This is a genomic window from Gilliamella sp. W8126 (assembly GCF_016102185.1).
Classification (GTDB): domain Bacteria; phylum Pseudomonadota; class Gammaproteobacteria; order Enterobacterales; family Orbaceae; genus Gilliamella; species Gilliamella apis_A.
On sequence record NZ_JACFPE010000002.1, the window covers coordinates 627015 to 643724 of the forward strand.

Consider the following 16710-nt stretch of genomic DNA (forward strand, 5'->3'; position numbering starts at 1 on the left):
ATATGGCAAATTTTACTGGCTTTACTCAAGAAGGGTTAAATTTTTTACAAGATGCTTGGATTAACAATAGTAGAGTTTGGTTTGAAGAGCATAGATCAATTTATGACAATGATTTGATCAAACCTTTTCGATTATTGGTTGAGCAACTAACACCAACCATGCTTAAAATTGATGAATGGTTTGAAACGCGTCCAGCTATAGGTAAAACAATTTCACGAATTCATCGTGATACGCGATTCTCTAAAGATAAGTCATTATACCGTAGTCGTTTATGGTTGACGTTTAAACGCCCTAATCGTGATTGGAAAGAAGCTCCAGCCTATTTTTTTGAAATTGGTCCAGATAGCTATAGATATGGTTTAGGTTATTATTGTGCTTCAAAATCTACTATGGATATCTTTAGAGAAGAAATACTAAATGACCCCTCTAAATTTTTGGCGGTAATTAATTGTGTTAAAAAACCATTTGAATTAGTAGGGGAAATGTATAAAAGACCATTAATCAAAGATCAAGATGAAAAATTATCGACATGGTACAATCGAAAGAACATTGCTGTAATGGTAACCAATAATCATATTGAAGATGTTCTAAATGGTGATTTACCGAATAAACTTGCTAAAGGTTTTAAACAACTTTTACCTTTATATGATTATTTGATGCGAGTAGAAATGATAAAAAATATCCCAAATCTATAGTTAATCAATAAGATAAAAAAATTGTAATAAAAAAATAGCCTTTTTCAAATATTTGGGAAGTTTAATATTAATTCTTTAACGCCATTTATAATAAATTGTGTACCAACACAGACCAGTAAAAAGCCCATTATTCTTGATGTGGCTTCTATACCACTTTTACCCATAAAACGCATTATGCTACCAGCACTACGCATACAGAACCATAAAATAATACATAACAATAAAGGGACAAGTATTGATGAAGTATAAACAACCCAAGTCGATACATTATATCCACCACTTTTTACAGTGGAAGCCATACTGATTATCATAGCAATTGTTCCCGGTCCCGCAGTACTTGGCATTGCAAGTGGAACAAAAGCGATATTATTGGAAACTTCTTTCTTTTTTGCATCTGCTTCTAATGTTTTATGCGAGGGTTGTTGAGGAAAAAGCATTCTAAAACCGATAATGCCAACAATCATACCACCAGCGATTCGTAAACCAGGGATAGATATACCGAATGTGCTCATGACCAATTGTCCACAATAAAATGAAACAATCATGATGATGAAAACATAAATACAAGTCATTTTCGACTGGTAATTACGTTCCTCATTGGTCATATCTCCAGATAGACCTAATAGCAGTACAACGGTAGTTAACGGGTTTGTTAATGGAATAAACAGAATTAAACCAAAACCGACTGTTTGTATAAGTTCCAACATAACTTCAATCTAAATCGTAATAAAAGTTCTAATTAAGTATAGATGAAATTTATAAAAAAGATATATTAACTTAGGTGAAAACTAAATAAATATTAGTGCAGTACTGTTTAGTTATGAATCTTTATTTGAAGTCTTGATTTTAAACAATGGTGCTTTTAAGTTTTGTGCTAATATAACGCCGATAAATGACATACCGCCACCAATTAAATGGTAACTACACAGTGTTTCATGCAAAAATAGTATTGAAATTATTGCAGTGATAACCGGTGTTAAATTTAAGAAAAGGGCGGTTTTATTTGCACCTAATTTTTTTATAGCTATAATCCAAACAAATGGTGCAACAATTGAAGCCGGTATAACTGCATAAATAACAAGCCAAACATTGTCAGAATTTACAGTTAAATTGTTACTCATTAAAAAGCCTGGCAATAACATTAATGTACCAAACAAAATTTGAACATAGACTGAGTGCCAATTTGTGATTTTCATTGTCCATTTTTTGGTTAATACTCCATAAAGCGCATAAGACAGGGCAGCCATTAACATTAAAATTTCACCTTGACCAATCCCAAGTTCGAGAAGCCTAGTTGGCTCACCACCACTAATCAGCCAGATTAATCCAATAAAAGATAAAATACTGCCAATTAGCACCCCTTGAGTTGGTGGTGTTTTTAAAATGAATATGCTTAATAGGATAGTTAACAAAGGAATAATAGACATAATGATCCCCATCGTTAACACACTAATTGTTGCCGCTGCATAATAAGCAAGGCATTGATATAAAGCCATACCTAATAAACTAAGCACCATTAATTTAAGAGCTTGAGGAAAGATTTGCGGTAAGTTCTTAATAATTCCTCTTAGAAAAAATGGGGTTAATAGAATAAGTGCTAAAAACCAACGGTAGAAAGAGATAACCTCAGGTTCAATTGCGCCGACAGATAATTTATTGACAACTAAATAAATACTGCCATCAATGGGTATAAATAAGCCATATATTTCTTATGTAAACAATAGTAAAAGTTATTCGATGTAGTTTAACTTGTCTTAATTTATAAATATCACTAGAATCAGACAAAAAGAGCTATTATAAGACAATATTTATATTATTTAATTACCATGAATTTAATTTTTTAAACTAATTTGAATGATAAGGAATCTAAAAGATTTATGTTTCTTCATGATGAAGCATTTAATGCAGAGACTGAATATTCTTCTCATCAGCATAATTGGGGGCAAATTATATGTGTTAAGTCAGGTATTTTTGTCTTGAAAGTTCAAGGGCATAGATATTTGGCTCCTTCAGGATTTGCATTATGGATTCCGCCATATACCGAACACGCATGTTACAATAAAGAATTAACATGGTTTCGTACAATTAATATAACTAATTGCCAAATTATGCCTGATTACACTTGTTTGTTTGGTTTAAATAAAATCAGCCATGCTATTATTGATTCATTCTTTGAGCGAAATATTCTAGAGCCAGAAAGTGAACAGGATCTTCGTTTAGGACAAGTGTTAATCGATCAGCTCTTAATAGAATCTAACCTCACATTCTATTTGCCAAGTTCGAACGATAAATATTTAGCTCCTATTTTAAAAGAGTTAGAATTAGACCCAGCTAATAATAAGACTCTAGAACAGTGGGCTCAAACAGTATTTACAACCGAACGAACCCTTGCAAGACGTTGCCAACAAAAATTAGGTATGTCATTTAGAATGTGGCGTCAACGGTTACGATTTTTGTATAGTATCTCGTTTTTAGAACAAGATAAATCGATTCAAGATATCGCATTTTCTGTTGGTTATAGTTCAGTATCCGCTTTTATTACTATGTTTAAAAATATCGCAGGAGTTACACCTGATCTTTACCGTTCTAATACAGGTTTTAAGAAAAGTTAAATACAATAAATTGTTATTATTTGATAAAAGCATGTATGAATATGCATTGAACAAAGGCGTAATTTATACGCCTAGGTAATATAGAATTGAATAAATAACCATTAAAATGGAATATCGTCATCGAAGTCCATTGGTGGTTCAGGCATAGTTGGTTGACTAGCTGCTGGTTCATTTGCTGTTGAAGAACGAGGTGTACTAGGAGCAGACGAAGTATTATTAGCACTTTGTCCCCAGTTTTGTGAGCCATCATTAAAACTATCACCAGATCGAGAGCCTAAAATCTGTAATGTGCCACCTACAGCATTGATCACTACTTCAGTAGTATAACGATCATTACCAGCTTGGTCTTGCCATTTACGTGTTTGTAATTGTCCTTCTAAGTAAACTTGAGTACCTTTTTTGACATATTCGCCAGCAATTTCAGCTAATTTACCAAATACAACAACGCGATGCCATTCGGTACGATCTCTGTTTTCACCAGTTTGTTTATCTTTCCAAGATTCTGATGTGGCAACACTAAAATTTGCGACAGCGTTACCGTTTGGCATGTAACGAATTTCTGGATCCTGACCTAAATTACCTACTAAAATGACTTTATTAATACCTCGGTTTGCCATTATACACTCCTAACAATTACATAAATATCTGATATGTATTATTGTATCATGAGACTTAATTAACATCACCGAATTTAATTTAAATTTGGAATTAAGTATCCAAAATTTTAAAATACAGAAAGATTCGCTTTATCATAGGAATTTTTTACTATAACGAGTATAATGCCTGCCATTTGTAGATGTTATATCTTAAATATTTTTTCTCTTGGAGGCCTTATGATTAATGCGTTTGGATTAAAAAACAAACAATTAGTAAAAATTAATGAAGGCGATATTAAAAATGCGATCTGGATTGACTTAATTGAACCAGAAGAAGCTGATCGTGAAGTGATTTTGACTAATTTAGGCCAAAATCTAGCGACAAGTATTGAACTTGATGATATTGAGGCATCAGCCCGTTTTTTCGAAGATAATGAAGGACTACATGTTCACTCGTTCTTCTTTTATGAAGATGCGGAAGACCGAGCCGGTAACTCAACAGTTGCATTTACGGTACACAATGGTCGCTTGTTTACATTACGTGAACGTGATTTACCAGCTTTCCGTCTGTACCGAATGCGTTCACGTTATCAAGGCATGAATGATGGTAATCCATACGAAGTGTTATTGGATTTATTTGAAGTTAAAGTTGAGCAATTAGCTGATCAGATTGAAAATATTTATAGTGAGCTTGAAGAGTTAAGCTTAATTATTATGGATCGCTCAGCTCAAGAACATTATGATGAGGCTATTACATCTTTAGCAGAACTAGAAGATACTGCGTGGAAAGTACGGCTTTGTTTGATGGATAGTCAACGTGCGGTTAACTATTTAGTGCGCCGAGCAAAGATGCCTACAGATCAGTTAGAGCAAGCACGAGAGGTAATACGAGATATTGAATCATTGGTACCTCATAATGAATCTTTGTTCCAAAAAGTAAACTTTTTGATGCAAGCGGCTACCAGTTTTATCAATATTGAGCAAAGCCGAATAATTAAAATTTTCTCAGTTGTTTCGGTTGTATTCCTACCCCCAACTGTGGTTGCATCGGCTTATGGAATGAACTTTGAAAACATGCCTGAATTGAAGTGGGAATATGGCTATCCTTTATCCTTATTATTGATGTTGCTAGCAGGTGTTGCCCCTTACATTTACTTTAAAGTTAAAAAGTGGTTATAGTTGGTTATTTCCTCCAAATTTCAAATATTAGCCGCTAATATTTTATTAGCGGCAATAATTCCATTAGTGAATTCAGTTAAAGCAATCTAGTTAAATCAATCTAAATAGTCCATAATATTACTCATTATGTTATAGCATTAATTGAATTGATTAAATTAATGGTTATCTAGAAAGATTTTATTTTTAAAAGGGAATCACATGAGTAAATATGCACTAGTTACTGATATTGGTGGAACCAATGCCCGATTTGCACTTTATAATTTAGATAGTAATGAATTATCAGCGATAACTAAAATCCTCATTTCAAAAGATGATGTATTGCTTAATCTGATTAAGACTTATTTAGCATCACAATCTGTAACTATTGAGATGGCTTGTATTGCTATAGCATGTCCAATTAATGAGGGTGATTTAATTGAAATGACGAATAATAATTTGTCATTTTCTCGCTCTGAACTGATTAGAGAATTGAGTTTAACTAAGCTTGAAGTTATCAATGATTTTACTGCAGTGTCGTATTCCATCCCTCGATTATCATCAAATGATGTGGTAAAAGTTGGTGGTGGTGAAGCTAATCTTAATTATCCAATAGCAATCTATGGTGCAGGAACGGGCTTAGGCGTTTCACATTTAATTAAATTAAACGAACATTGGCTTAGTTTATCCGGTGAAGGTGGGCACACTGAATTACCAATGATTAATAAAGAAGAAGATCGAATTTTACAACAGTTACGTAACAAATTTGGTCGGGTGTCTTCAGAAAGATTTCTATCTGGTAATGGTATTGTTAATATTTATCAAGCATTGTTACAAATCAATAATCAACCGATTGAAAATATCACTCCAGATATAATCGTTAATAAAGCATTGTCTAATCATTGTCCGCTTTGCTTAGCTACGTTAAATTATTTCTGTACTTTTATGGGACGATTTGGTGGCAATTTGGCCTTAACTCTGAATACTCAAGGCGGTGTGTATATTGCGGGTGGCATTGTTCCCCGATTCATCGAATTTTTTAAATCATCGCCATTTAGAGAAGCATTTGAACACAAAGGTCGTATGTCTTTTTTAGTTAAAAAAATTCCTGTTTATGTCATAACGCATAAAGATCCGGGATTATTTGGTGCTGGTGCTTATTTACAAAATAGCCTGAAATAATTGAGAGGTAAGATGTAATTTTATGATGTGGTGTTATATCTATAGAAGTAGCAAAAAAGAAAACTGTTATTTATATATGGAACGTGAAAATGATTTTTCACATATACCAGAAAAGATAATGTCAATTTTTGGTGCGCCTGTCTTTGTTATGAAAGTATTGCTTGATGGTAAAAGGCGTTTTGTTGTTGGAACAGCAAATGAAATTGAAGAAAAGATCAAAGAGGATGGATTTTTTTTACAAATGTTAAATGAAGATGATTTTAAAGTATGATTGAACCTTTTTGGGAACATAAAACCTTAGATCAGATGAGTGATGATGAATGGGAACAACTTTGTGATGGATGTGGCCAGTGCTGTCTAAATAAATTAATGGACGAAGATACTGACGAAATCCTATATACTAATGTTGCCTGTAATTTGCTTGATTCAAATACTTGTCAATGTAAGCATTATCATACCCGTTTTGATTATGAGCCTGATTGTATAAAATTAACACGGGAAAATTTACTGACTATTGAATGGTTACCAGAAACTTGTACTTACCGTTATTTTTCCGAAACAGGAGTATTACCAGAATGGCATCCGCTGATTGTCGGTAATAAAAAATTAATGCATAAGTTAAAAATATCAGTTAAAAATAGAATTGTTTATGAAAAGGATGTTATTTTTTGGGAAGATCATATTATTTAAAAGAGAGCATAGGCTCTCTTTTATTTTTTAGAATGCTAGCCACAAATTACCGAGAAAATCGATTGCTAATAAATTCAAAAACATCAATATAAACACAACAACCATAAATGAAAGATCAATCATGCCAATTGGTGGAATAATCCGGCGAATTGGCGCAACTAATGGTTCTGTCAATTGAGCAAGTAATTCATCTGCGACTGATTGACCACGACTAACCCAACTTAAGATAGCTCTAAAAAATAATAACCAAAATAATAAATGACCAAAAGCATGCACCATGGCAGCTAAAGCAAATAAAAGATAATAAGGGCTCCAAATCGGTGCATCTATGCCCTCGAAACGATAAATAAACATAACTTTAAGTAATGCAAACAGATAAAAAATGAGCCAAGTTGCTGTATCAATACGTCTGATAGATGGCATTAATCTACGTAATGGACCAATTACCGGTTGGGTAATACGCACAATAAATTGGGTAAATGGGTTATAAAAGTTGACTCTTGCCTGTTGCATCCACAACCGTAGAATAACGACGTATAAGCAAATAGTTAAAACAGCTCTTCCTAAGAAGATTAACGATATCATTGATTACTCCTAAAATATAACTTGCTCAGCAATATATCATACATATTGTCTGGCACCAAAAATTGCACTGCCAATACGAACCATTGTACTTCCAGCCTCAATAGCAGCGTGCATATCACCAGACATCCCCATAGATAATGTATCTAAAAATGGATAATCAGTTTTTAAAGAACTCAAAAGCTGATTCATTTGTTTAAACACAGCAAATTGTTTCGCAAAATCATTTTCAATTTCAGGGATAGCCATTAAACCACGTAGTCTTAAATTAGGTAATGTAATAATTTGTTTTATCAAATCAGCTACCTCATCTATTGCAACGCCGGATTTGGTCTGTTCATTGCTAATATTTACCTGAATAAGGACATTTAATTTGTCCATATTTGTTGGGCGTTGTGAATCAAGACGTTGGGCAATTTTGAAACGATCAATGGTATGCATCCAATCAAAATTTTCAGCCACTAATTTAGTTTTGTTCGATTGTAATGGGCCGATAAAATGCCAGACAACAGGGATATCAGGCATACAATGTTTAAAGTGTGCAATCTTCTCAACACCTTCTTGAACATAATTTTCCCCAAATGATAATTGACCAGCATTTATCGCTTGTGAGATTAATTCTACAGGTTTGGTTTTACTAACTGCAATGAGTTCGATTGACTTGGGATCTCTATCGCAATCTAAAGCAATTTTGTTAATTTTGTTTTTAATTGTTATTAAATTGTCATGTACTGTGTTCATGTGAATTCCCAATAAAAGAATGGTTAATTAAAAATAATGTTAAATTCAATGTTGGCCTTTAGTTTAACGCAAAAAGCCTCTGATTTGCATCTTTCTAGTGGTGAAGCTCCGTGCATTCGCATTAATGGAAAATTGAAATTTATCTCAAGTGATAAATTATCACCAATTAAGCTAAAAATTGAGTTATTAAATCTACTTGATGATGAGCAAAAAGTAACTTTACAACAAAATCAACAGATTGATTTTGCTTATTATCTTAAGAATGTGGGAAGATTTAGGGTAAATATTTTCTATCAACAACGTGGAATTTCAGCTGCATTTAGAATTATTAACCAACAAATCCCAACTTTATGTGAAATTGAGGCACCAGAAATATTGAAAAAACTGGTAAATGTAGAATCAGGAATTATTTTAGTTACTGGTGCAACTGGTAGTGGGAAATCAACAACATTAGCGTCTTTAATTCAATATATTAATCAGGTTGCAGCTAAACATATTATCACATTAGAAGATCCTATTGAGTTTATTTATCAAAATGAAAAATCTCTAATCCAGCAAAGAGAAATCTCACATTTTGGTGAAGCTATTGATAGCTTATTAAGACAAGATCCGGATATTATTATGTTAGGTGAATTACGTAATAAAATCACTATTCAAGCCGCATTAACTGCTGCCGAAACTGGGCATTTAGTTTTTGCTACTCTACATACTAATTCAGCAATTCAAACGATTAATCGAATAATTGATGTATTTGAATACGGATCACGTGAGTTAATTCGAACACAATTGTCTAGTAGTTTACAAGCAATTATCTGTCAAAAACTAATCTCATATAATGATACTCGTAAAGCGATATTTGAAGTACTTATCAATACACCTGCAGTGAGTAATTTAATTAGTGAAGGAAAAATAAAGCAAATATTGTCATTAATGCAGACTGGTCAAAAAAGTGGAATGAAAGTGATGAGTGAAGAAAAATAATAACTTTAAGAATCTTAAAAAAAATTAACAAATTGAGTTTGCCAGATTTTGCAAATTTAATTATAATTTAGACTTGATTATATTATGAAAATTTGATCAAGTCGTAAAATTAACATTATGACAAAGGACTGAAAATATGTTAAAATACAGTTGTTTAGAGGCCAGCCAGCCAGCCAGCCAGCCAGCCAGCCAGCCAGCCAGCCAGCCAGCCAGCCAGCCAGCCAGCCATTAATGATCCATCATCGAATTTAGTTTCTTGTTCTTTTTATAGAATTCTAATCGAATTCCTGCAATTTTTACAAAAAAAGATAGTTCCAAAATTTAATAATTGTTTATTTTCTATATTTAATTCTAGCATCTGTTTTTTATTATCTAGCTTATTAAGCAACAAAATTTATACATTTTGTTTTACATTTCAAAAAAGAACTATTAATAAGCGAAAATTTTTAATTGTGTTATTTATTGTATTATCTTTTAGTTCATTAACTATAGATGCTGTATTTGCTTTGACTTCTCACACTGTTAATGTGGTACATGGTAGTAGCCCTTATATTAGTTTTGATGGAGGGGATACCGCTACGGATTCTGTCTTGCCATTAATATCAATAACATTACCAGAGGATAAGGTAATAAATTCTGCAGAAGATAGATCAACACCATCAAATCCTATATTTATAGATAAAGTTTCTCCAATATTCAGCGATATTAATACTTATTTGCCCCATGATAAATACCCATCAGTGGGGTTGTCTAATGTAATATTCACCAATAATTTTTGGGCGGATAATGATGGAGATGAATTGAATATTATTACTGGCAATTTAAATGTGAAATGGCAGAACTCATTAGGTGAGGATATAACTGAGTTTGTCAAATCAAACCCAAATAGTGATTTAGATGCTTGTAAATCTCCTTATAAATTAACAATTACCGTAGATGATGGAATTTTAGTTACTAATTATGGTATTCCTAATCAAGGTACTTTTATCGGAGGTAGCCATAGTTATTATATTTCTACAAATTCACCAAAAGCATGTTATGCAAAACCAAGTATTTTAAATGGTACAGGAGTTTTTTTAGGTCCTCCTGAACAATGGGATGCAAATAAAGGTTTCAAACGACAAAATATTGGAATTCCTGATAGCAATTTTCCGACTACAGGTTCACATGGTTTAGATTTTGAACTATTACTTGAGGGAGTAACTTCTCAACAAGTGATATTAGTTAATGGTACAACTATTTCGCCGATATCAGGAAATGGCGTTTCTTTATTATTAACACCTAAAAGTAATAATGTACTAAATATTAAATTACTTGGCCCTAATCATAAATCGGCATCTAAAATATTTTCACCATCATTATTTAAAATTTATGCCGATAATGCAAAAAAACAGCTATTGTATAGTTTTAATCTATCTCGTTGGTATATCGCTAATTCTGAAGGACCAAGAGAAAAAGGGGATGTCAATACAACCTTTGAGACTGCTAAAATTTATTGTCAGCAGTTAGGCGCCTATCGATTGCCTAGTGTTCGAGATTATAGCAATGGTAATAGTGCAGACTGGCATGAAGGGATACCTAACTTTAATCATTTTGAATATCAACGACGCATTAGTTATAAAAATACTCAATCACAATGGGTTGGTGGCATTTTTAACGAATGGGGGATGACTTATACTGATGAAGGTGAATATATAGATAGTGATTGGCTTTATTGGCATGGCTATTGGAGTAGTGATGTATATGTTGATGGAAATCCATATTATGTCGATCCAAGTGATTTAGGTGGCGGTAGTGGTATTGTTCATACCTATCCTGCTACTTATACAAATGTCAGAGTTGCATGTGTAAATGCATATTAGTATATCAGTTAGTAAGCTTGTAGTGCGTAGCACACCAAGCGTTGAATTTAGTAACAAATGCATAACGAACCTTATTGTGCATAGCACGGTAAGGTTCGTCATGTCATCTACTTAAAAAATATACAGTGAAAATAATGAGTAATGAATATTGAAGATAAAATTAAATTAACAGAACAATCTTTAGCAATATACTTTATCAAGGATAGTGGGCTATTTTGTCGAATGTATAATCAGTCAGCGTATATAGTGACCCATTTACTAAAGCATAAACTAAAATTACAAGTCAAACAAATTAAAAAAATGAATAACCAATTTATTATTAGTTGTGGGCTTCCAATAGATAGCGTTTTAAACCGTTTTCCTGATGTAAAAAAGACTGACTGGGGATATATTTTATCGAAAAAGTTTGATATGAGTTGTTATCAAGACTGGCGTTTATATCATATTCATCAGGCAAAAGCTAAAATGGTAAAAGATAGCCAATATTCTCAATATGAGAACGTATATAATAATCATAAAATCAATAGGATAGAGTTATTAAGTGAAAACTTTAGATTAACATCGGAACAAATAGTATATTTATTAAAGCGAAAAGAGGGTAAGTATCCAACCAATTTTGATCATAACTTTTTATCGGAGCTAGCATTAAATATTAGATCATTTTCTCAAAAACATTTATCGGGTAAAACTAAATAGCAAACTTTGAGTATTTATTGAAAAATGTACTATAATTATCCAACTGACTTTTTTGATAGAGGTGTAAATAAATGGAACAGCGTATAGGTTTTATCGGTATAGGTAATATGGGGAATGCTATTTTACAGGGTATTTTGGTAAGTAATATTGTACCTGGCACGCAAATTTATGTTTATGATCCTCACCTTGAAAAAGGCCAAGCATTAAATCAGTCTTATTCAATTAATAACTTGACTTCGGCAAGGGATGTGGCACGAGAATCGGATATTGTGTTTGTAGCCGTCAAACCCAACATTATTGCTGATGTATTAAGTGATATTCAAAAAGAATTAAAAAAGAATACTATTGTTATCTCCATTGCCGCTGGTGTAACAATTAAAACTATAGCGAAATGTGTTGGTTATGAGCAAAAAATAGTGAGAGTAATGCCAAATACTCCAGCATTAGTCAATGCCGCAATGTGTTCAATAACACCTAATACCGAAGTTACAGATGAAGAATTAGCTGTTGTGCAGAAATTATTAAATTGTATCGGTGAAACAGAAGTCGTACCTGAGTATTTAATTGATGCCGTAGTGGGAGCGAGTGGTTCCTCACCAGCTTTCGTATTTATGTTTATTGAAGCGCTTGCCGATGGAGCGGTTAAAGGTGGTTTATCTAGAAAACAAGCGTATAAATTTGCCGCGCAGGCGGTATTGGGCTCGGCAAAATTGCTACTTGAAACAGGTAAGCATCCTGGTGAGTTAAAGGATATGGTTTGTTCACCCGCCGGTACGACAATTGAAGGTGTACAAATGCTAGAGGCAAAAGGGTTTAGATCTGCCATAATTGAGGCTGTAGATGCTGCTATTAAAAAATCTAAAGAATTAGCAGAAAAATAAAAAAATTAACATGATTAATAACAATTGGTTACTAATCATGTTAAGAATATTTGCAAATTAATAAAAACATTGCTTGTATTGATCATCTTTTTATGAGTTAATAGTCACCAGCATATTACATGCAGATTTATTTTGTAACATTTAGATTTATGCAGTTTGTAGTTTACTTTAATCACGTTTGTATTAGTTTTCTTCAGTCTTGTCTTCTCTTTGTTAATAAGTAGTCTAGGTTTTATGTTTTTAAGTATTGCCTTTTATGGTAGAGATTAATTTATTTATAGGAAGATTATTATGTCTAAAAAAACTGGTCAAGTTAAATGGTTCAATGAAAGTAAAGGTTTCGGTTTTATTTCTCCTTCAGACGGAAGTAAAGATGTGTTTGTTCACTTCTCTGCAATTTCTGGTGATGGTTTTAAAACTCTAGGCGAAGGTCAACAAGTAGAATTTTCTATCCAAGATAGTGCTCGTGGTCCAGCTGCTGCAGATGTTACAATCATCTAACTGATTGTTTAATCTTACCAGTAATATTTTTACTGGTAAGATTCTCTTCTACTATAGAACTTGCCTTATTCCATTCTTTATTCTTAGATTATCCCTAGAACATAAATAAAATTTTATTTTTATAAAATTATTAATTTAGAAATAAAAATTCTAAAAAAATAAGTCCTATTTTTGACTTTGTTTCGTTTCTCTTCGCTCTGTATGGATGAATTAATTGAAAATTGTAAAACTTATTTTGATTAAGTGTATAGTATCTGATGATAAAGTTAATTACCGACAAATGGCTTTGAATAAGTTAAATTTAGAATCAGTTAAACAATGTATTTCGACGAAGTTAGTTGAGAGTCAAGAAGAAGGTTATTAGCAATTAGAAGAAACATTGCAACTATTGGAAGCTATTAGCAAAAAAATTTAAAATTATTTATTACGATAACGAAATTCCCATGGCGCTATCGGACGTTTATCTTTCCATAACCCTTTTTTATTTTGTTTGGCTTTTGACTCAAGTTTCAGCATATTGTTATTATTGACGACGCCTTTATAGCGATAAGCCCACGCAAAACCATTTGCTACCATTTTGGCGTTAATATTGATTTGTTCTAGGTATATGGTTCCTAATGTACGTTGATAGATATCTTTATTACTTTCTTGAACAAAAACATTTTTTCCGGCAATTAATGAGGCTAAGTATTTTCTTGAAGCCTTACCATATGCTTGTTGGCTTTCTGGTGCATCAATATCAAGCAAACGAACGCGAATTTTTTGTTTTTTCGGGGTGAGTATATCTACAGTATCACCATCAATAACTTTAATCACTTTACCATTGAAATCAGCGTGAACTTGGCTAATTACAGTTAAGAATAATGCAATTGAGAGTAAAAATTTGCGAAGAAAATACATTATAGGCCAGCTTTAGAATAGCAAATAAAAAAATACTCCCTGCTAATATTCAGTTAATCACTGACACTAAACAAGGAGTTCTATTTTCAGAAATTAAAATTCAGAAGTATCTTTGAATAATCCAACTTTAAGATCAGTTGCTTCGTAAATTAATTTACCATCAACATAAACTTCGCCATCACCGATACCCATAATTAATTTACGGTTAATAACGCGTTTAAAATTAATTTTATAAGTAACTTTTTTATTATGAGGTAATATTTGGCCTTTTAATTTTAATTCACCAACACCAAGTGCTCGACCTTTACCTTTACCACCGATCCAGCCTAGATAAAATCCAACTAATTGCCATAATGCATCAAGGCCAAGACAACCAGGCATTACTGGATCATTTTTGAAATGACATTTAAAAAACCATAAATCAGGGTTAATATCTAATTCAGCTTCAACATAGCCTTTACCAAAACTACCACCGTCTTCGTTCATTTCGATGACACGATCCATCATTAGCATTAAATCAGAAGGTAATGGCGGTCCATCATGACCAAATAATTCACTATTGCCTGATTTAATCAAATCTGCTTTATCATACGAAGATTTACGTTCAAATGTCATAAAAAAAACCTTTTATTTTGTTGTCATTACCTGATTGCTTATAAAAGCATATATTTAATATAAAACAAATAACTATTATAAGCTGTAAAGTTTTACATTATTATCTTTTGATTCCATCAATGGAATTTTGGTCTCAGTTTATTGTGTATTGTTACTTTTTGCAATTTTTTTCCAGCGACCAAACCAACTATCGTGTTTTCTCTCTTGAACTAACATTGATTGCATACGCGCATGAATCAATTTATAAAGACTAATTTTGTTTTCATCTTTAAAAGGAATACCGGTTAATAAATAGAGTGCATCTGCGACATGTTCGACAGCCCAAATTGAAAATTTATTATTATTAATGGCATCAATAACTTCATCACTTAGACTCAAATGACGTTGATTGCTAGCAGGAATGATTACACCCTGTTGACCAGTTAAACCTTGATGCTGACAAACAGCAAAAAAGCCTTCGATTTTTTCATTTACGCCACCAATTGATTGAACATGACCAAATTGATCAACTGAACCTGTGACAGCTAATTGTTGATCGATAGGTTGATTAGACAGTGCACTAATAAGGGCGCAAAGACCTGCAAGCGAGGCGCTATCGCCATCAATCTCACTATATGATTGTTCAAACACCAAAGATGTAGAAAATGGCAGTTGATGATTAATTGCAAACTCCGACATAACAAATGCTTGCATAATCATCATTCCTTTAGAATGAATATTACCTGCAAGATCGGTTTTACGTTCAATATCAATCAATTCACCGTCACCAAAATGAACTAAACAGCTTAAACGTGTTGGTTCGCCAATGGCTTTAGGATAGCCCGGGTACTCGATAACCGATAATCCATTAATCTGGCCAACCACTTGCGACTTAGTATCAATCATGATTTGATTGGTAAAGAACTCATCATGGAATCGCTCGGTTAAATAATTTTCTCGCCATGCTTTCTGTTCTAAAGCTTTGCTGACTGCTAATTCATCAATATTCTCATTTTGTACAAAATAAGATGAATTTAGTAATAGTGATTGAATCCACTCAATGCTGAGCGGTAGGTAATATTGATCACCGGTATATCTTGTTGCATGCTTGTAAATTTTAGCAAAAGCTGTTTTTTCAATTGTTGATAATGCTAGTTTGCGACTAATAAATTGTAAATAATTCATCCAATCATTGATTTGGGCAGATTCAGTTATTTTTAATTCACTTTCAAATTCAGCATAAATAGATGATGAATAAAATTCAGGTTCAAATTCCTGTAATTCTGCTAAAGATAATCTATCACCAACTAAGATGATACGTAGATCTAACGGCATGGCAGGAATCGATAATGGTAATGGGTGCGAATCATCTGCTGAAAACCATTCAAAGGTTTGCGACATAACCATTTGTTTTAATTTAGTCCAAACAATTGGTTGAGCAAGCAGAGAACGTAAGCCTAAAATTAAAACACCACCATTAGCTTGGTGAACTAATCCCGCTTGTAATTTAATTGGACTGTTTTCTGGTTGGCGTACACAACCAAAAAGTTTTTCAATATCAACTACTGTTGCTGTTAAACAATTATCTTGAACAGCAAAATTATCTTGTTTACTTCTCGCTTGCGTTAATGTGATTTTATTTTCACTAAAATAATAACTATAACCTAGCGTTGTAGAAGTTAAACTTGCTTTAACCGATTGTTTAAGGAGATCAAAAAAAAGTTCGCTTTCAGAAGCTTTTAGTAGCATAAAACGCGAGCGATAATGTGTATTATTATTTTTACACAATAGTGACACGGCTGCGGCAACGCGAGGTTGCCATGATAGTACATTTGTTAATCCATCACTGAATAAATCTGTTTTAATATCGTTATTATTTAAAATGTAATTTATATCAGGTTGGACTTCTTGAGAGTTGAGTTGTTTGATTGCCAAAGTATTGTCTTTTCTATTAGCTATATTATTAAATTAAATTATAACAAGTATCGATTATAACGCCAACAAATAACCAATCTCTTTGTGCTAACAAATAAAAAAATTAC

Annotated in this window: 19 protein-coding genes; 11 read left to right on the forward strand and 8 right to left on the reverse strand. The window is 32.6% G+C overall.

What is annotated here, in order from left to right; genetic code table 11:
- Positions 1-2 precede the first annotated feature (2 nt).
- Positions 3-695: a DUF2461 domain-containing protein gene (locus H3S74_RS06805; protein ID WP_110447545.1), complete on the forward strand. Its 693-nt coding sequence runs from the start codon at positions 3-5 to the stop codon at positions 693-695.
- A gap of 44 nt (positions 696-739) precedes the next feature.
- Here H3S74_RS06805 and H3S74_RS06810 read toward each other — a convergent pair whose 3' ends face one another.
- Together H3S74_RS06810 and H3S74_RS12700 are read right to left on the reverse strand one after the other, a co-directional pair.
- Complete coding sequence (locus H3S74_RS06810) at positions 740-1402, reverse strand: MarC family NAAT transporter (RefSeq protein ID WP_133052222.1); 663 nt, start codon at positions 1400-1402, stop codon at positions 740-742.
- A 111-nt stretch (positions 1403-1513) separates the two neighbouring features.
- Positions 1514-2401 carry a DMT family transporter gene (locus tag H3S74_RS12700; RefSeq protein WP_370547584.1) on the reverse strand — a complete coding sequence of 296 codons (888 nt, stop codon included), beginning with the start codon at positions 2399-2401 and terminating at the stop codon, positions 1514-1516.
- Positions 2402-2572: 171 nt separating this feature from the next.
- On the opposite strand from H3S74_RS12700, the gene H3S74_RS06825 reads away from it, so the two are divergent.
- Positions 2573-3307, forward strand: coding sequence for an AraC family transcriptional regulator (locus tag H3S74_RS06825; protein ID WP_198247545.1), 735 nt, complete (start codon positions 2573-2575; stop codon positions 3305-3307).
- Between the two features lie 101 nt (positions 3308-3408).
- Here H3S74_RS06825 and H3S74_RS06830 read toward each other — a convergent pair whose 3' ends face one another.
- Positions 3409-3924, reverse strand: coding sequence for a single-stranded DNA-binding protein (locus H3S74_RS06830; protein ID WP_110447548.1), 516 nt, complete (start codon positions 3922-3924; stop codon positions 3409-3411).
- 216 nt (positions 3925-4140) lie between these two features.
- Between H3S74_RS06830 and corA the strand changes: the two genes are divergently transcribed.
- The 4 genes from corA (at position 4141) to H3S74_RS06850 (ending at position 6930) form a co-directional block, all read left to right on the forward strand.
- Positions 4141-5082 (forward strand): magnesium/cobalt transporter CorA, encoded by a 942-nt coding sequence (gene corA / locus H3S74_RS06835; protein WP_110447549.1) that lies wholly within the window; start codon positions 4141-4143, stop codon positions 5080-5082.
- 198 nt (positions 5083-5280) lie between these two features.
- The gene (locus H3S74_RS06840; RefSeq protein WP_198247546.1) at positions 5281-6240 is read left to right on the forward strand and encodes a glucokinase; all 960 of its coding nucleotides are present in this window, start codon (positions 5281-5283) and stop codon (positions 6238-6240) included.
- 25 nt (positions 6241-6265) lie between these two features.
- Positions 6266-6511: a YcgL domain-containing protein gene (locus H3S74_RS06845; RefSeq protein WP_255518863.1), complete on the forward strand. Its 246-nt coding sequence runs from the start codon at positions 6266-6268 to the stop codon at positions 6509-6511.
- Positions 6508-6930: a YcgN family cysteine cluster protein gene (locus H3S74_RS06850; protein WP_086363791.1), complete on the forward strand. Its 423-nt coding sequence runs from the start codon at positions 6508-6510 to the stop codon at positions 6928-6930. The genes H3S74_RS06845 and H3S74_RS06850 overlap by 4 nt, the downstream gene beginning before the upstream one ends.
- A 27-nt stretch (positions 6931-6957) precedes the next feature.
- Here H3S74_RS06850 and H3S74_RS06855 read toward each other — a convergent pair whose 3' ends face one another.
- Positions 6958-7515: a YggT family protein gene (locus H3S74_RS06855; RefSeq protein WP_086363792.1), complete on the reverse strand. Its 558-nt coding sequence runs from the start codon at positions 7513-7515 to the stop codon at positions 6958-6960.
- Between the two features lie 36 nt (positions 7516-7551).
- A complete protein-coding gene (locus H3S74_RS06860) occupies positions 7552-8253 on the reverse strand; it encodes a YggS family pyridoxal phosphate-dependent enzyme (RefSeq protein ID WP_198247547.1) in 702 nt (233 codons plus the stop codon).
- 36 nt (positions 8254-8289) lie between these two features.
- On the opposite strand from H3S74_RS06860, the gene H3S74_RS06865 reads away from it, so the two are divergent.
- The 5 genes from H3S74_RS06865 to H3S74_RS06885 all read left to right on the forward strand — a co-directional run bounded on the left by H3S74_RS06865 (position 8290) and on the right by H3S74_RS06885 (position 13174).
- Positions 8290-9234 (forward strand): type IV pilus twitching motility protein PilT, encoded by a 945-nt coding sequence (locus tag H3S74_RS06865; protein ID WP_198247548.1) that lies wholly within the window; start codon positions 8290-8292, stop codon positions 9232-9234.
- Between the two features lie 452 nt (positions 9235-9686).
- Entirely contained in the window at positions 9687-11096 is a 1410-nt protein-coding gene (locus H3S74_RS06870) for a hypothetical protein (RefSeq protein WP_110447554.1), read from the forward strand.
- A 141-nt stretch (positions 11097-11237) separates the two neighbouring features.
- Positions 11238-11792 carry a hypothetical protein gene (locus tag H3S74_RS06875; protein ID WP_110447555.1) on the forward strand — a complete coding sequence of 185 codons (555 nt, stop codon included), beginning with the start codon at positions 11238-11240 and terminating at the stop codon, positions 11790-11792.
- 71 nt (positions 11793-11863) lie between these two features.
- Complete coding sequence (gene proC, locus H3S74_RS06880; RefSeq protein WP_110447556.1) at positions 11864-12673, forward strand: pyrroline-5-carboxylate reductase; 810 nt, start codon at positions 11864-11866, stop codon at positions 12671-12673.
- A gap of 291 nt (positions 12674-12964) precedes the next feature.
- Positions 12965-13174, forward strand: coding sequence for a cold shock domain-containing protein (locus H3S74_RS06885; protein WP_065579252.1), 210 nt, complete (start codon positions 12965-12967; stop codon positions 13172-13174).
- 417 nt (positions 13175-13591) lie between these two features.
- Here the strand turns inward: H3S74_RS06885 and H3S74_RS06890 are convergent, their stop codons facing one another.
- From H3S74_RS06890 to H3S74_RS06900, 3 genes are all read right to left on the reverse strand, one after another.
- Complete coding sequence (locus tag H3S74_RS06890) at positions 13592-14074, reverse strand: thermonuclease family protein (RefSeq protein ID WP_110447557.1); 483 nt, start codon at positions 14072-14074, stop codon at positions 13592-13594.
- A gap of 93 nt (positions 14075-14167) precedes the next feature.
- A complete protein-coding gene (fabA, locus tag H3S74_RS06895) occupies positions 14168-14689 on the reverse strand; it encodes a bifunctional 3-hydroxydecanoyl-ACP dehydratase/trans-2-decenoyl-ACP isomerase (RefSeq protein WP_065579250.1) in 522 nt (173 codons plus the stop codon).
- A 138-nt stretch (positions 14690-14827) separates the two neighbouring features.
- A complete protein-coding gene (locus H3S74_RS06900; protein ID WP_110447558.1) occupies positions 14828-16603 on the reverse strand; it encodes a Lon protease family protein in 1776 nt (591 codons plus the stop codon).
- Between the last annotated feature and the right edge of the window lie 107 nt (positions 16604-16710).

Bases quoted from the DNA above. Each gene is read 5' to 3' on its own strand.
- H3S74_RS06825 (WP_198247545.1), top strand. From the start codon at position 2,573: ATGTTTCTTCATGATGAAGCATTTAATGCAGAGACTGAATATTCTTCT.
- H3S74_RS06850 (WP_086363791.1), top strand. From the start codon at position 6,508: ATGATTGAACCTTTTTGGGAACATAAAACCTTAGATCAGATGAGTGAT.
- H3S74_RS06830 (WP_110447548.1), bottom strand. From the start codon at position 3,924: ATGGCAAACCGAGGTATTAATAAAGTCATTTTAGTAGGTAATTTAGGT.
- H3S74_RS06845 (WP_255518863.1), top strand. From the start codon at position 6,266: ATGTGGTGTTATATCTATAGAAGTAGCAAAAAAGAAAACTGTTATTTA.
- H3S74_RS06840 (WP_198247546.1), top strand. From the start codon at position 5,281: ATGAGTAAATATGCACTAGTTACTGATATTGGTGGAACCAATGCCCGA.
- H3S74_RS06810 (WP_133052222.1), bottom strand. From the start codon at position 1,402: ATGTTGGAACTTATACAAACAGTCGGTTTTGGTTTAATTCTGTTTATT.
- H3S74_RS06875 (WP_110447555.1), top strand. From the start codon at position 11,238: ATGAATATTGAAGATAAAATTAAATTAACAGAACAATCTTTAGCAATA.
- H3S74_RS06855 (WP_086363792.1), bottom strand. From the start codon at position 7,515: ATGATATCGTTAATCTTCTTAGGAAGAGCTGTTTTAACTATTTGCTTA.
- H3S74_RS06890 (WP_110447557.1), bottom strand. From the start codon at position 14,074: ATGTATTTTCTTCGCAAATTTTTACTCTCAATTGCATTATTCTTAACT.
- corA (WP_110447549.1), top strand. From the start codon at position 4,141: ATGATTAATGCGTTTGGATTAAAAAACAAACAATTAGTAAAAATTAAT.
- H3S74_RS06865 (WP_198247548.1), top strand. From the start codon at position 8,290: ATGTTAAATTCAATGTTGGCCTTTAGTTTAACGCAAAAAGCCTCTGAT.
- proC (WP_110447556.1), top strand. From the start codon at position 11,864: ATGGAACAGCGTATAGGTTTTATCGGTATAGGTAATATGGGGAATGCT.
- H3S74_RS06860 (WP_198247547.1), bottom strand. From the start codon at position 8,253: ATGAACACAGTACATGACAATTTAATAACAATTAAAAACAAAATTAAC.
- fabA (WP_065579250.1), bottom strand. From the start codon at position 14,689: ATGACATTTGAACGTAAATCTTCGTATGATAAAGCAGATTTGATTAAA.
- H3S74_RS06885 (WP_065579252.1), top strand. From the start codon at position 12,965: ATGTCTAAAAAAACTGGTCAAGTTAAATGGTTCAATGAAAGTAAAGGT.
- H3S74_RS06805 (WP_110447545.1), top strand. From the start codon at position 3: ATGGCAAATTTTACTGGCTTTACTCAAGAAGGGTTAAATTTTTTACAA.